11 protein-coding genes are annotated in these 14440 nt (G+C 74.0%); 6 read left to right on the top strand and 5 right to left on the bottom strand.

The features are described 5' to 3' along the window. The first annotated feature begins 4 nt into the window (after positions 1-4). The 3 genes from ACFVVL_RS10380 to ACFVVL_RS10370 all read left to right on the top strand — a co-directional run bounded on the left by ACFVVL_RS10380 (position 5) and on the right by ACFVVL_RS10370 (position 4988). Positions 5-1579 (top strand): SCO6880 family protein, encoded by a 1575-nt coding sequence (locus ACFVVL_RS10380; protein WP_380294004.1) that lies wholly within the window; start codon positions 5-7, stop codon positions 1577-1579. Positions 1580-1617: 38 nt separating this feature from the next. Continuing rightward, positions 1618-2967, top strand: a complete 1350-nt coding sequence (locus ACFVVL_RS10375) for an ATP-binding protein (protein WP_380294002.1) — start codon at positions 1618-1620, stop codon at positions 2965-2967. 227 nt (positions 2968-3194) lie between these two features. Beyond that, complete coding sequence (locus tag ACFVVL_RS10370; protein WP_387673145.1) at positions 3195-4988, top strand: bifunctional metallophosphatase/5'-nucleotidase; 1794 nt, start codon at positions 3195-3197, stop codon at positions 4986-4988. Positions 4989-5063: 75 nt separating this feature from the next. Here the strand turns inward: ACFVVL_RS10370 and ACFVVL_RS10365 are convergent, their stop codons facing one another. From ACFVVL_RS10365 to ACFVVL_RS10345, 5 genes are all read right to left on the bottom strand, one after another. Continuing rightward, complete coding sequence (locus ACFVVL_RS10365; RefSeq protein ID WP_380293998.1) at positions 5064-6566, bottom strand: sensor histidine kinase; 1503 nt, start codon at positions 6564-6566, stop codon at positions 5064-5066. Beyond that, the gene (locus tag ACFVVL_RS10360; RefSeq protein WP_387673141.1) at positions 6563-7339 is read right to left on the bottom strand and encodes a response regulator transcription factor; all 777 of its coding nucleotides are present in this window, start codon (positions 7337-7339) and stop codon (positions 6563-6565) included. Before ACFVVL_RS10360 ends, ACFVVL_RS10365 begins: the two co-directional genes overlap by 4 nt. Before the next feature lie 56 nt (positions 7340-7395). After that, the gene (locus ACFVVL_RS10355; protein WP_387673138.1) at positions 7396-8565 is read right to left on the bottom strand and encodes a S1C family serine protease; all 1170 of its coding nucleotides are present in this window, start codon (positions 8563-8565) and stop codon (positions 7396-7398) included. A gap of 287 nt (positions 8566-8852) precedes the next feature. After that, entirely contained in the window at positions 8853-9899 is a 1047-nt protein-coding gene (locus ACFVVL_RS10350) for a LacI family DNA-binding transcriptional regulator (RefSeq protein WP_387673135.1), read from the bottom strand. 145 nt (positions 9900-10044) lie between these two features. Then, a complete protein-coding gene (locus ACFVVL_RS10345) occupies positions 10045-10788 on the bottom strand; it encodes a response regulator transcription factor (RefSeq protein WP_380293990.1) in 744 nt (247 codons plus the stop codon). Between the two features lie 682 nt (positions 10789-11470). On the opposite strand from ACFVVL_RS10345, the gene ACFVVL_RS10340 reads away from it, so the two are divergent. From ACFVVL_RS10340 to ACFVVL_RS10330, 3 genes are all read left to right on the top strand, one after another. After that, entirely contained in the window at positions 11471-11770 is a 300-nt protein-coding gene (locus ACFVVL_RS10340; protein WP_387673131.1) for a MoaD/ThiS family protein, read from the top strand. A 5-nt stretch (positions 11771-11775) separates the two neighbouring features. Continuing rightward, the gene (locus ACFVVL_RS10335; protein WP_387673128.1) at positions 11776-13440 is read left to right on the top strand and encodes a hypothetical protein; all 1665 of its coding nucleotides are present in this window, start codon (positions 11776-11778) and stop codon (positions 13438-13440) included. A gap of 136 nt (positions 13441-13576) precedes the next feature. Beyond that, positions 13577-14293 (top strand): DUF2993 domain-containing protein, encoded by a 717-nt coding sequence (locus ACFVVL_RS10330; protein ID WP_380296468.1) that lies wholly within the window; start codon positions 13577-13579, stop codon positions 14291-14293. Positions 14294-14440: the final 147 nt, after the last annotated feature.

Genomic DNA, 14440 nt, shown 5'->3' with positions numbered 1-14440 from the left:
GTAAGTGAGCAGCGAACCGCTCGGCCAGTACGGCGCCCAGTACGCCCAGCCGTATGTGCACCAGCGCCGTACCTACCTGATCGGCAAGGCCCGCCCGAACGCGCCGATCGGCCGGAACCGGGAGTCCGGCGAGATCGTGCTGATCATCTTCGGGGCCTTCCTCGGCATGGTCTGGGGCCTGATGATGCCGATCCTGCCGTTGCGCATCGCGGGTCTGGTCGGCCTGCCCGCGCTGGCGATCGCGGCGGTGTACGTGCCGTACCGGCGCCGGACGTTCTACAAGTGGGTGGAGATCAACCGCACCTACCGCCGGACGGTCCGCAGCGGCCGGGCGGTGTGGAAGTCGGACGCGATGGACGCCGGGACGCGGCTGGACGGCCGCGAGGTGGAGATCGGGCCGCCGCCCGGGGTGGGGCGGCTGCGCTGGCTGTCGGCGCCGTTCGGGCCGGACGAGGTCGGGGTGCTGATGCACCTGGAGCGGCGCACGGTGACGGCGGCGATCGAGATCGAGGGCCCGGGTGTCGGGCTGCGCGACTCGGAGGACCAGGAGGCGCTGGTCGACCGGTTCGGGACGCTGCTGAAGCACGTCGCGAACGGGGACGGCTTCGTGACCCGGCTGCAGATCCTGGCCCGCACCCTGCCGGCCGACCCGGACGCGCACGCCAAGGACGTGGAGCGGCGCGGCGACCCGGGCGCGCCGAACTGGCTGAAGGACTCGTACGACCAGCTGCAGTCGATGGTGTCGACCTCGTCGGAGCAGCACCGGGCGTACCTGGTGGCGTGCATGCACTACACCCGGGACCTCGCCGCCGAGGCGCACGCGATGGGCCGCACCGCGACCGGGCGCCGGGCCCGGGACGACGAGGGGCTGGCCGCGGTGATGGCCCGCGAGCTGACCGACATCTGCGCGCGGCTGGCCGAGGCGGACATCCGGGTGCGCCAGCCGCTGGGCCAGGCCCGGCTCTCCTCGCTGCTGCACTCGATGTACGACCCGGACCACCCGATCGACCACATCCAGGCGATGTCGAAGCGCAACGCCTGGCCGGCCGAGCTGGACGCCACCCACGCGCAGTACCTGGAGGCGAAGACCCGCGAGTCGGCGACCCGGGAGCCGTGGTGCCACGCGACCGCGTGGATCAAGGAGTGGCCGCTGACCCCGGTCGGCGTCAACTTCCTGGCGCCGCTGCTGGTGCACACCCCGGACGTGATCCGGACGGTGGCGGTGACGATGGACCTGGAGCCCACCGACGTCGCCATCGAGCGGATGCTCACCGAGAAGACCAACGACGAGGCGGAAGCCAGCCGCGCCGCCAAGATGAACCGCACCGTCGACCCGCGCGACCTGGCCCACAGCGGCCGGGTGGACCAGCGCGGTGACGACCTGGCGTCCGGCGCGGCCGGCGTCAACCTGGTCGGCTACATCACGGTCTCCTCGCGCAACCCCGACGCGCTGGCCCGGGACAAGCGGACGATCCGCGCCTCGGCGGGCAAGAGCTACCTGAAGCTGGAGTGGTGCGACCGCGAGCACCACCGCGCGTTCGTCAACACCCTGCCGTTCGCCACCGGTATCCGCCGCTGAGCGGGTACCGGGCGAGCGACTGATCTGGAGGCCCCCGTATGGCGATCGGCAACCTCACCGACGCGTTCACCAGCCTGATGTTCGGCAAGGTGGAGACCACCCGGCTGCCGGTGCGCACGTCCACCGGTCAGGCGCAGGCGGTCTACCTGCCGACCGCCGCGCCGGGGCTCGGCGACTCCGGGGTGATCATCGGACGGGAGGTGTACAGCGGGAAGGGGTACGTCTACGACCCGTTCCAGCTGTACGGCCAGCAGCTGCCGGCCCCGCACTGGCTGGTGCTGGGGGAGTCCGGCAACGGCAAGTCGGCGCTGGAGAAGACGTACGTGCTGCGCCAGCTGCGGTTCCGGGACCGGCAGGTGGTGGTGCTGGACGCGCAGGGCGAGGACGGGGTCGGCGAGTGGAACCTGATCGCCGACGCGCTGGGCATAAAGTCGATCCGGCTGGACCCGATGGCGGCCCGGGACGGCGGGGTGAAGCTCAATCCGCTGGACCCGGCGATCACCCAGACCGGGCAGCTGTCGCTGCTGCGCACCATCGTCGAGGTGGCGATGGGGCGCGGTCTGGAGGAGCGGGCCGGCTTCGCGCTGAAGGCCGCGCACGCGCACGTGGTGGCGACGGTCCGGGACCGTCAGCCGGTGCTGGACGACATCATCGACACCCTGCGCAACCCCGAGCTGTCGTCGGTGGAGTCGCTGGGCGTGGCGGTGGACGAGGTCCAGTCCTGGGGCCTGGACGTCGCGCTGGTGCTGGACCGGCTGGTCGACGGTGACCTGCGGGGCATGTTCGACGGGTCGACCACCGAGGGCATCGACCTGGACGCGCCGCTGATCGTCTTCGACCTGTCGCACATCGACCGCAACTCGATCGCGATGCCGATCCTGATGGCGATCGTCGGGGTCTGGCTGGAACACACCTGGATCAGGCCGGACCGCAAGAAGCGGATCTTCCTGGTCGAGGAGGCCTGGCACATCATCAACAGCCCCTTCGTGGCCCAGCTGTTCCAGCGGTTGCTGAAGTTCGGCCGCCGGCTGGGCCTGTCCTTCGTCGCCGTGGTGCACCACCTGTCGGACGTGGTGGACGGGGCCGCGGCCAAGGAGGCCTCGGCGATCCTGAAGATGGCCTCCACCCGGACCATCTACATGCAGAAGGCCGAGGAGGCGAGAGCCACCGGCCGGGTGCTCGGCCTGCCGCGCTGGGCGGTGGAGATCATCCCCACACTTTCGCCGGGCATCGCGGTCTGGGACGTCAACGGCAACGTCCAGGTGGTGAAGCACATCATCACCGAGGCGGAGCGTCCGCTGGTCTACACCGACCGCGCGATGACCGAGGACGCGGTGGCCGAACGGGTGCGTGCCGATCGGCAGTTGGCGGCCGAGCCGGGCGTCTGAGAGCGGGCCCGGCGGACCGGCCGGCGTTCGCGCGGGCGGCCGCGCCGGCGGGCGGCCCGGCGGGGAAAGTCCGACGACGATTCGTCAGCAGGTAACCCTGTCGTTACGTCCGGGGGCCTGACAGCTACGCGCGTTGACCCTAGGCTGCACTCGCGCAACGACACTCGTCTCGCGCGCCCGGGCCTGTCCACAGCTGGGCGCTCTCACAGGTGCAGGGGACCCCCTACATGCTCTCCGTCAGAACCCGACGGTCGGCGCTGGCCGTCGTCGCCGCGGCCGGCCTCGTCGGCACGGTGGCCATGCCGTCCGCGGCCCAGGCCGCGACCGCCAAGAAGCCGAAGACCGTCAACCTCCAGTTGCTGGCCATCAACGACCTGCACGGCAACCTGGAGCCCCCGGCCGGCTCGTCCGGCACCATCCGGGAGATCGACCCGGCCACCGGCCAGCCGGTCAACACCCCGGCCGGCGGCGTGGAGTACCTCGCCACCGCGCTGCGCCAGGCCCGCATCCCCGCCGACGACTCGATCACCGTCGCCGCCGGCGACCTGATCGGCGCCTCCCCGCTGACCTCGGCGCTCTTCCACGACGAGCCCACCATCGAGGCGCTGGACAAGCTCGGCCTGGACGTCACCTCGGTCGGCAACCACGAGTTCGACGAGGGTTCCGCCGAGCTGCTCCGGCTCCAGAACGGCGGCTGCCACCCGACCGACGGGTGCTACGAGGAGGGGCGCACGTTCAAGGGCGCCAACTTCAACTACCTGTCGGCGAACGTCACCGGCGAGAAGAGCGGCAAGCCGCTGCTCGCCCCGTACTGGGTGACCAAGTCCCAGGGCGTCAAGATCGGCTTCATCGGCGTCACCCTGGAGGGCACGCCGAACATCGTCACCGCCGAGGGCGTCAAGGGCCTGAAGTTCGCGGACGAGGTCGCCACGATCAACAAGTACGCCGCCGAGCTGAAGGCCAAGGGCGTCAACTCGATCGTCGCGCTGATCCACGAGGGCGGCCTGCCGGCCAGCAGCACCTACAACTACGACTGCGGCGCGGCCGGCCAGGGCATCTCCGGCCCGATCGTCGACATCGCCAAGAACATCGACCCGGCGGTCGGCGCCATCGTCACCGGCCACACCCACAACGCGTACGCCTGCACCATCCCGGACCCGCAGGGCGTGCCGCGCTCGGTGACCAGCGCCGCCTCCTTCGGCCGGCTGTACACCGAGATCGACCTGAAGCTCGACAAGACCACCGGCACCATCGTGCGCCCGTCGGTCAAGGCCGAGAACCACATCGTGCGCCGGACGGTCGAGAAGGCCCCGGACATGACCCAGCTGATCGACCGCTACTCCAAGCTGGCCGCGCCGATCGCCAACCGTCCGGTCGGCTACATCGCCTCGGACATCAACGGCCGCGGCAACAACGACCCGGAGAAGCCGCTCGGCGACGTCATCGCCGACGCCCAGCAGGCGGGCCTGGCGCCCGCCGACAAGGGCGGCGCGCAGGTCGCCTTCATGAACCCCGGCGGCATCCGCTCCGACCTCGTCTACCGGGCGACCGGCGCCGAGGGCGACGGCGTGGTGACCTACGGCGAGGCGTTCGCCGTCCAGCCGTTCACCAACATGATGCAGGTCAAGACGCTGACCGGGACCCAGCTGGTCCAGCTGCTGCAGCAGCAGGTCAGCGGCTCCAACGAGGCCTCGCCGAAGATCCTCCAGCCGTCCAAGGGCCTCACCTACACCCTGGACATGCGCAACAAGGGCGCGGACCGGGTCGTCGTCGACTCGATCCGGCTCAACGGCGCGCCGATCGACCCGGCCGCCTCGTACCGGGTCGCGGCCAATGAGTTCCTGGCCGGCGGCGGCGACGGCTTCCCGGCCTTCGCGGCCGGTACCGACAAGCTCGTCGGCGCCTCCGACCTGGACGTCTTCGCCGCCTACCTCGGCGCCAACAGCTCGGCCGCCGCGCCGCTGAAGGCTCCGGCGCAGGACCGGATCAAGGTCATCGCCGCGGGGACCACCACCGGCTGAGCCGGGGGTCGCCGGCTCCGGGCCGGCCGGGAGGGGGCGGGGCGCTGTCGGGGCGCCCCGCCCCCTTCCGTCGCCTCAGGCCGGTGCGGGGCCGCCGGGCAGCCGGACGGTGGCGAGGGCGCCGGGGCCGCCGTCCGGGGCAGGGCCGAGCGACACCTCGCCGCCGGCCTCCCGCACGCTCTGCGCGACGATCGACAACCCCAGGCCCGAGCCCGGGAGCTGGCGCGAGGACGGCGAGCGCCAGAAGCGGTCGAAGACGTACGGGAGCTCCTCCGGCGGGATGCCGGGGCCGTGGTCGCGGACGGTCAGCACACCGCGGTCGAGCCGGACCTCGATGGTGCCGCCGGGCGGGCTGTACTTCACCGCGTTGTCCAGCAGGTTGATCACCGCGCGTTCCAGGGCGGCCGCGTCGGCGTGCACGTACCAGGGCGCGGCGGAGGTCTCGAAGACCAGCCCCGGGCCGCGCAACTCGGCGCGCTCCACGGCCCGTTCGGCGATCTCGTGCAGGGCGACCACGGCGAGCGTGCGGACCGGCGCGGGGGAGTCCGGGCGGGAGAGCTGGAGCAGGTCGCCGATCAGCACGGTGAGCTCCTGCATCTGGGCCTTCATGTTCCCGAGCAGCTTGGTGCGGGTGGCGGGCGGCAGCGGGCGGCCGGTGTCGTCGCTGCGGATCAGCAGGTCGACGTTGGTGCGCAGGGAGGTGAGCGGGGTGCGCAGCTCGTGCCCGGCGTCGGCGATCAGCCGGGTCTGCCGCTCGCGGGAGTTGGCGAGGGCGGTGCTCATGGAGTTGAACGACGTGGAGAGCCGGGCGATCTCGTCCTCGCCCTGGACGGGGATGGTGGTGCCGACCTCCTCGGTGCGGGCGATGTGCTCGACGGCGTCGGTGAGTTGGTCGACGGGCTTGAGCGCGGAGCGGGCGACCAGCCGGCCGGCGACGGCGGCGAGCACGATGCCGCCGAGGGCGACCCCGCCGAGGACGAAGGCGAGCCGGTTCAGGGACTCCTCGGCCGCTCCGGTCGGCGTGGCGACCATGACCACGACCGAGTTGTGGCCGGGCACGCGGAGCAGGGACAGGCGGACCATGGCCGGATCGCCGTTGGTGTACGCCCCCTCACGGACGACCGCCTGGTCCGGCTGGAGGGAGAGCGCCGTCCTGGCGTCGCCGGGCTGGATCGCGATGGCCTGGGTGGCACCGAGCGGCAGCGAGACGCACCCCTGGTCGATCCAGAGGAACTGGGTGTCCCGGGGCGCGGGACCGCCGCCCTGGGGAGGTTCCGGGACACTGCTCCGCTGGGCCTGTTCGAGGGCGGCCTCGGGGGTCCGCGGGCAGGCGGACTGGAGGGTCGCCACCCGGGGTTGCGGGATGTGCTCCAGGTCGTTGCGGATCTGGCCGTAGAGCTGCTTCTCCACGATGAACCAGCACGCGAGCGCCGACAGCGCGATCGCCACCGCCACCGCCGCCGCCGTGAGGAAGGTGAGCCGGGTGCGCAGGGAGCGGGCGCGGTACCAGGTGGTGAGGCGGCCGCGGCGCGGGATGCGGGGCGGGGCGAGCGGGGGTGGCGGGACGGCCGGGTTCACGCCGCGGTGCCGGTGGCCGGGCGGAGCGCGTAGCCGACTCCGCGGACGGTCTGGATGAGCCGGGGCAGGCCGCCCTGCTCGGTCTTGCGGCGCAGGTACATCACGTACACGTCCAGCGAGTTGGACGAGGGCTCGAAGTCGAAGCCCCAGACCGCCTTGAGGATCTGCTCGCGGGTGAGCACCTGGCGCGGGTGGGCGAGGAACATCTCCAGCAGCATGAACTCGGTGCGGGTCAGGTCGACCGGCCGGCCGGCCCGGGTGACCTCGCGGGTGGCGGTGTTCATCCGCAGGTCGCCGAAGGCGAGGACGTCGGTCTCCTCCTCGACGGCGGCCGCCCGGGCGGCGGCCTCGGTGGCGAGCGCGTTGCGCCGCAGCAGGGCGCGCACCCGGGCGAGCAGCTCGTCGAGTTCGAAGGGCTTGGCGAGGTAGTCGTCGGCGCCGACGTCGAGGCCGGTGACCCGGTCGCCGACGGCGTCCCGGGCGGTGAGCATCAGCACCGGGACGGTGTCGCCGCGCGAGCGCATCCGGCGGACGGCGGTGAGGCCGTCCATCCGGGGCATCATGATGTCGAGCAGGACGAGGTCCGGCCGGTCGCGTTCGACGGTTTCGAGGGCCTCGTAGCCGTCGGTGGCGGTGGTGACCTCGTAGCCCTCGAAGGCGAGGCTGCTCTCCAGGGCGTCCCGGAGCGCGGGTTCGTCGTCGACCACGAGGAGCCGGGCGGTGGTCTGCTGACCGGGCTCGGCGGGGGTGCGGTCGTCGGCGGACGGGGTCATCGGCGGTCGCCTTTCTGGTGGCGGGAGGGCCTGCTCGGGTCAATTGTCGGACGTGCTCAGACGTTCTGGCCGGACTCCAGCTTCGGCAGCACCTGCTTGATGTCGTCGATCGGGATGGCGAAGCCGAGGCCGACGCTGCCGGCCCCGCTGCCGCCGGCCGTGGCGCTGGAGCCGTTCGGCGCGTACATGGCCGAGTTGATGCCGATGACCTGCCCCTCGGCGTTGATCAGCGGGCCGCCGGAGTTGCCGGGGTTGAGCGCGGCATCGGTCTGGAAGGCCTGGTAGGTGGCGGTCTCGCCGCCGCTCTGCGGGGCGGTGCCGCGCAGTCCGGGCAGCTGGGGGAAGCCGAAGCCGCCGTTGCCGCTGGTGGTGCCCTCGTCGAGCTGGACGGTGACCTCGCGGTGCTCGGCGCTGATGATGCCGGAGGTGACGGTCCCGGTGAGGCCCTCGGGGTTGCCGATGGCCACGACGGGGTCGCCGACCACGACGCCGGAGGAGTCGCCGAGGACGGCGGGGGTGAGGTTTCCGGCACCGCTCGCGGTGATCACGGCGGCGTCCAGGCCCTTGTCGGTGCCGGTGAGGTCGGCCCGGGCGGTGGAGCCGTCGTGGAAGGTGACGGTGATCCGGCCGCCGTCGGCCGCGCCGGAGACCACGTGGTAGTTGGTGAGGATCCGCCCGTTGCCGGTCAGCACCACGCCGGTGCCGGTGGCGGTGCCGTTCGCGCTCTGCACGGTGATCTGGACGACGCTGGGCGAGACGGCGGCCGCGACGGCGGCGACGTCGGCGCTGCCGTCGGAGCGGGCGGCGACCGGGCTGGCGAGGGTGCCGGTGCGGCCCTCGGAGCCGTGCTCCCGGGCGGCGACGACACCGCCGGTGACGCCGCCGAGGACGGCGGCGATCGCGGCGACGGCGGTGACCAGGGCGAGCCGTCCGCGCAGCAGGCCGCGCCGGGCGCGGTGGCCGGGGCCGCCGGGGGCGGACGGGGCGGGCACCTCGGCCGCCCCGGGCGGGAACGGCGGGGCCGGGGGAGGGGGCGGGGTGCCGGCGGCGGGGTGGGCGGGGCTCCCGTACCCGGCGCCGTCGTGCACGGGACCGCCGTACCCGGTGCCGTCGTGCGTGGAGCTGTCGAGGACGGTGCCCGGGATGACCCGGGGCCGCGGGTACCCGTGGGGGCCGTCGTACTGCTCGCCGTCGGTGCGGGGCTGCCACTGCTGGTGATCGCTCATGACGACCAACGTCCGCCCGCTGGATGAGAATCCGGTGAGAGCCCGCTCAGAAGGCTCCGAGAAGCCCGTTGACTTCTCATAAAGCCTGGTCGGGCTAGGGTCTGTCTCTTGGATTTTGTCGGATCAGGCCGCGGCGTCTGGGTGCGTGCATCGCAAGGCGGAGGAGGGAGCCACTGCGGTGGGGGCACCTCCCGGCCGCCAGGCTGGGGGCCATTGGCGACCGACGACAACGCGGCGAGGTGCGTGCCCAGACGTCGCGGACCCGGCAAGGATCCAAGAGACAGACCCTAGGCGTCGGCGCGCTCCGGCGAGCAGCCGCAGGAACGCCGTACGACCAGGCGCGACGGGAAGGTGCGGACCCGTTCGGTGTCCGAGCCGGGCACCATCAGCGAGTCGTCCAGCACCAGGTCCACCGCCGCCCGGGCCATCGCGTCGCGGTCGGAGGCGACGGTGGTCAGCGGCGGGTCGGCGAGCGCGGCCTCCGGCACGTCGTCGAAGCCGGCCACCGCGAGGTCCTCCGGCACCCGCAGGCCCAGCTCGCGGGCGGCCCGCAGCACGCCGATCGCCTGGTCGTCGGTGGAGCAGAAGATCGCCGGCGGGCGGTCCTCGGAGCGCAGCACGCCGAGCGCGACGTCGTAGGCGCCGTAGCGGTGGAAGGGCGCGTCGATGAGGTGCGGTTCGGTGGGCAGGCCGTGCGCGTCCATGGCCCGCTGCCAGCCCTCGACGTGGTCGATGACGGGGTCGCCGGGGGCGGGGGACTCCACCGGGCTGCCGAAGCAGGCCACGTACGGGTGCCCGTGCACCTCCAGCAGGTGGCGGACGATCGTCTCGGCGCCGGCCACGTCGTCGGTGACCACCGCGACGTCGTCGATCGCCTCGGGGCGGCGGTGCAGCAGCACCACCTTCGCGCCCTCCATGGCGGCGAACTCCTCGGCGGCCCGCTGCGAGGGGCCCTGGCTGACCAGGATCAGGCCGGAGACCCGCATGCCGAGGAAGGCGCGGACGTAGTGGACCTCGCGGTCGTCGACGTAGTCGGAGTTGCCGATCAGCACGAGCTTGCCGCGCTCGGAGGCGGCCCGCTCCACGGCGTGCGCCATCTCGGCGAAGAACGGCTGGCGGGCGTCCGGGACGACCATGCCGATCAGGTTGGTGCGGCGGGAGGCCATCGCCTGCGCGACGCTGTTCGGCCGGTAGCCGAGCTGCTCGATCGCGGCGAGCACCTTCTCCCGGGTGGCGGGCGCGACCGGGCGCGGTCCGTTGTTGATCACGTAGCTGACGACGGCGGTCGAGGTACCAGCCAGTCGGGCTACATCGTCGCGCGTCACTTTGGCCACGGGGGGAGTCTACGCGTGTGGCGTGCGGCCGGGCAGCGGGGGACCCGCGCCGGGCGGGTGCGGCGCGCGCCCGGCCCCGGGCGGGGCGGGACGAATCCGGACAGGCCGGGCGCCCCGTCGACGACGGGACCGCCCGGCCGGCCGGTCAGGCCTCCAGGGCGGCCGCGGAGCGCCGGGTGGACTGCTCGGTCCGCTCGGTCCGCTCGCCCTTGTCCCCCTTCTCGGGGACGACGAAGCGGTAGCCGACGTTGCGCACGGTGCCGATCAGGCCCTCGTGCTCGACGCCGAGCTTGGCGCGCAGCCGGCGGACGTGCACGTCGACCGTCCGGGTGCCGCCGAAGTAGTCGTAGCCCCAGACCTCCTGCAGCAGCTGCGCCCGGGTGAAGACCCGGCCGGGATGCTGGGCGAGGTACTTGAGCAGCTCGAACTCCTTGAAGGTGAGGTCGAGCACCCGGCCCTTGAGCCTGGCGGAGTAGGTGGCCTCGTCGACCGAGAGGTCGCCGCTGCGGATCTCGCCCGGGCTGTCGTCGGTGGTCACCTGGAGCCGGCCGAGGGCGAGCCGCAGCCGGGCCTCGACCTCGGCGGGGCCGGCGGTGTCGAGCAGGACGTCGTCGATGCCCCAGTCGGCGGTGACGGCGGCCAGGCCGCCCTCGGTCACCACCAGGATCAGCGGGCAGCCGATGCCGGTGGAGCGCAGCAACTGGCAGAGGCTGCGGATCTGCGGCAGGTCGCGCCTGCCGTCCACCAGGATGACGTCTGCGCTGGGGGTGTCGACCAGGGCGGCGCCCTCGGCGGGGGCCACCCGGACGTTGTGCAGCAGCAGGCCGAGCGCGGGCAGGACCTCCGCGGAGGGTTGCAGCGCGTTGGTGAGGAGGAGCAGAGAACTCATACCCGGTAGTCCCCTTTCCGGGTCGTCGCGGTCGCGTTCCGGCTGCCGCCACAGCCGGATGGCGCACGTGCTGGTGAGGGGGAGGAGACGGAGGTCCGGGGGGACGCGGGGGACACGGCGGCGCGCGCGGCCGGACGGGGCACGTCCCGGGCGTCCCGCGACCCCCGGTGCACCGTTTCTGCCCTGCTCATCCGCGAACCTTCCGGTCCTGGCCCGTCCCGGGCGGCGGCCCGGAGCCGGGGTTGTCCGACGCCCCGGCCCGGTCGCGGCACGTCGTTGTGCCGTGTGTGGCGGGGGCGGTCCCTGCGGCACGCCGGGGGTGGGCCGACGATTCGCACGGACGTCCGTACTGGCGTCCTGAAAGCACAAAAGGACCCGGGGGCGACTCTGCCCGGATCCCTCGGGGATCGAGGATAACCGACCGGTCCCCCGCGCCGGGAGGTCCCGAGCCCGGTGGTCCGGCCTTTCCGGGCGCGCCCCGGGTGAGCCCCGCCACAGCTTCGCGACGGCGCCGCCGGGCGTCGGGCCAGGGCGATTGCCGCTCGCACGGGCGAACACGACATCATGGGGGACACATCGGCGGCACCGTGCGCGTACCCCTTTCGGGCGAGGCGCGGGCGCCCCGGTGGTGGACCCGGCCGGGACACCCGGGCCCGGGCGAGGACGACGAGAAGGGGTTGCCATGGGCGCGACCACCGGGCACGACCCGGCGGCCGCCGTTCGGGTGAGCGGGACGATCCGCTACTGGGCGGCGGCGAAGTCGGAGGCCGGGCTGGCCGAGGAGACGTACCTGGCGGCGACCCTGGCCGAGGCGCTGGCAGGGGCTGCGGAGCGGCACGCGGACCGGCCGAAGCTGGTCCGGCTGCTCGGCCACTGCTCCTACCTGGTGGACGGCTCGCCGGTGGGCGGCCGTGACCACGCGACCGTGGCCCTCTCCGAGGGCGGCACGGTCGAGGTCCTTCCTCCGTTCGCGGGCGGGTGAGCGGCGTGACGGGCACGAACGCGACCCCCGAGGGGCAGCAGCCCCAGTCCCAGCAGCCGTACCAGCCCCAGCAGCCGTACCAGCCGCAGTACCCGTACGGGCCGCCGCAGCCGCAGCAGCAGGCGCCGCAGGGCTACCAGCCCCAGCCCCAGCCCGGGCAGGCGCCCTACCCGTACGCCCCGCCGCAGGCGTACGCGCCGGATCCTTATGCGCAGCAGGGGCACGCGGCGCAGCCGCACGCCCCCGGCGCGGGCCCCGCGCCGTACGGTCAGCAGCCCCAGGGCCAGCAGTCCTACGGCCAGCAGCCCTACGGCCAGCAGCCCTACGCGCAGCCTTCCTACGGACAGCCGTCCCACGGCCGGCCGCCGTACGGGGCCGGGCCGGGCGCGGACGACGCCGCGACGGCGCTGCTCCCGCCGGTGCCGCCGCTGGACGACGCGGCGGCGACCACGCTGCTCCCGCCCGTTCCGCCGCTGGACGACGCCGCGACGGCGCTGCTCCCCCCGGTGACGGAGTCGGGCCCGGTGCCGTCGGCCGCACCGGGGCAGCCGTCGGCCGGGGGACCGGCGCGGCCCTACACCGAGCCGCGACGCGGCCGTTCGCACCGCCGGACGGAGGCACCGGCCCCCGCCCCCGCGCCCGTCCAGGCTCCTCCGGTCCAGGCCCAGGTCCCGCCGTCGGCTCCCGCCCCGGACCACGGGCAGGGCCTGGACCAGCCGACCATGACGCTGAAGCGCCCGGAGCCCCCGGCCCCGGTGCTGACCGACCCGGCCGCCGCCCGCGCCGCACGGGCCGCCCGGGCCGCGCAGGGCGGCCACGGCGCGTCCGCGCGTCCGGCCGCGCCGTTCCCCGGCCCGGCCCCGTCGCTCGGCACCCAGCCGTTCCCGGCCCCGGCCCCGGCCCCGGCCCCGGCCCAGAGCCCGGCTCCGGTCACGGCTCCGTCCCCGGCGGCCCCGCCCGTCCGGACCGGTTCGCCGATCAACGACCCGGGCCTCCAGCCGGCCCTGATCACCGCCGGCGCCGCCGCCCTGCTGGCCGGGGGCGCGGCGCTCGGCCAGGTGGCGCTCGCGCTGGTGCTCGTCCTGCTCCAGGGCCTGACGGCGGCCGGCTGGTTCCGGCTGAACGGCATGTGGCCGGCCCGCCAGGGCATCGCGCTGGCGGCGCTGTCCGGCGTGGTGGCCGACGTCTCGGTGCTGCTGGCCGACGAGGACGGTGGCACGGCCGCCGTGGTGGGCACGCTCGGCGGGTTCTTCCTGCTGGTCCTGGTGCTCCAGACGTTCCGGCCCGCCGATCCCAAGGAACGGTTCTACGCGCTCACCGTGCTCGGCTCCGCCACCGTGGTGACGGTGCTCTGCACCGCGCTGCTGCTGGCCGACTGGGTGCCGGCGGCGGTCGGCGCGGTCGCGCTGGCGACCCTGCTGGCCGCCGCGCCGCTGCCCGGCCCGCGCTGGTCGGGCCCGCTGCTGGGCCTGCTCGCGGCGGTCGGCCTGGGCTTCGCGGTCGGCGCTCCGCCGTTCCTGGGCCTGGCGGCCGGGCTCGGCGCGCTGATCGGGCGCCGGGTGGCCGGGTACGACTTCCCGTCCCGGTTCGTGCACATGACGGCGGGCGTGGCGCTGCCGCTCGCGGTCGCCGCGCCGCTGGTGTGGATCGCCACCGCGCTGCTCGGCTGACGGCCGTGCCGTCCCGCCCCGGAACCATGCTCCGGGGCGGGACGTCGTACGGTCGTGCGGGAGCGGCCGCACCGGAACGGCCCGGTCCGCCGGAGCGGGGGCGGGCGACAGCGACCGGCGACGACGGGGGAGAGCGATGCGCGGCTGGCTGAAGGCGACGATCGGCGTGGTGGTGCTCTCGGGAGCGCTGGTGGGCGCCGACCGGATCGCGGTCGGTGTCGCCGAGGACGAGGCGGCCGAGCAGATCCTGAAGAGCGGCCGGATGAGCGGCAAGCCGGACGTCTCGATCGAGGGCTTCCCGTTCCTCACCCAGGTCGTCTCGCGGAAGCTGGACGACGTGCGGATCTCCTCGGACGGGCTGACCGTCGGCGAGGGCAAGGACAAGGTGGCCCTGCACGCGTTCCAGGCCGAGCTGTCCGGGGTCGAGGTGAGCGGCAACATGAGCAGCGCCACCGTGGACCGGGGGAGCGGCTCCGGGCTGATCACCTACGCGGACCTCTCCCGGCTGCTGCCGCCGGCCTCGGAGCTGGTGCCGAACGCGGGCCGGCTCTCGCTGGGCACGGGCACCCGGCTGAGCCTCTCCTACGGCGGTCCGGGCAAGGTCAAGGCCTCGTTGGGGCCGTTCCCGGTCGGCGAGGCCGCGGTGCACAGCCAGGGCAACACCGTCACGGTGGACGGCTTCGAGCTGAGCGCGATGGCCTCCCTGCTGGCCGGGGTGTCCGACCGGGCCATCGACCCGATCAGCTTCACCCTCTCCGAGCTGCCCGCCGGGCTGGATCTGTCCTCGGTCACGCCGCAGGAGGAGGGTTTCCGGCTGGGCTTCGACGGCAAGGACGTCAAGCTGATCGGCTGACCGCCGCCGCGGCTCTCCCCCCGTTCCCCCGTTCCGCTCCGCGAGACGCGCTGTCCAGCGCCGGCCGCGGAGCGGTGGCGTACCCGCCGCCGGGCCGGGCCCGGGGCACCCGCCGTCCCGGCTCCGGCCGGTTCCGGTCGCCCAAGA

Source organism: Kitasatospora sp. NPDC058115, from assembly GCF_042884635.1.
Taxonomy (GTDB): domain Bacteria; phylum Actinomycetota; class Actinomycetes; order Streptomycetales; family Streptomycetaceae; genus Kitasatospora.
The sequence above is the reverse complement of the archived record's forward strand: the minus strand, read 5'-3'. Positions and strand labels throughout refer to the sequence as shown.

Bases quoted from the DNA above. Each gene is read 5' to 3' on its own strand.
- ACFVVL_RS10330 (WP_380296468.1), top strand. From the start codon at position 13,577: ATGCGCGGCTGGCTGAAGGCGACGATCGGCGTGGTGGTGCTCTCGGGA.
- ACFVVL_RS10370 (WP_387673145.1), top strand. From the start codon at position 3,195: ATGCTCTCCGTCAGAACCCGACGGTCGGCGCTGGCCGTCGTCGCCGCG.
- ACFVVL_RS10345 (WP_380293990.1), bottom strand. From the start codon at position 10,788: ATGAGTTCTCTGCTCCTCCTCACCAACGCGCTGCAACCCTCCGCGGAG.
- ACFVVL_RS10355 (WP_387673138.1), bottom strand. From the start codon at position 8,565: ATGAGCGATCACCAGCAGTGGCAGCCCCGCACCGACGGCGAGCAGTAC.
- ACFVVL_RS10340 (WP_387673131.1), top strand. From the start codon at position 11,471: ATGGGCGCGACCACCGGGCACGACCCGGCGGCCGCCGTTCGGGTGAGC.
- ACFVVL_RS10360 (WP_387673141.1), bottom strand. From the start codon at position 7,339: ATGACCCCGTCCGCCGACGACCGCACCCCCGCCGAGCCCGGTCAGCAG.
- ACFVVL_RS10375 (WP_380294002.1), top strand. From the start codon at position 1,618: ATGGCGATCGGCAACCTCACCGACGCGTTCACCAGCCTGATGTTCGGC.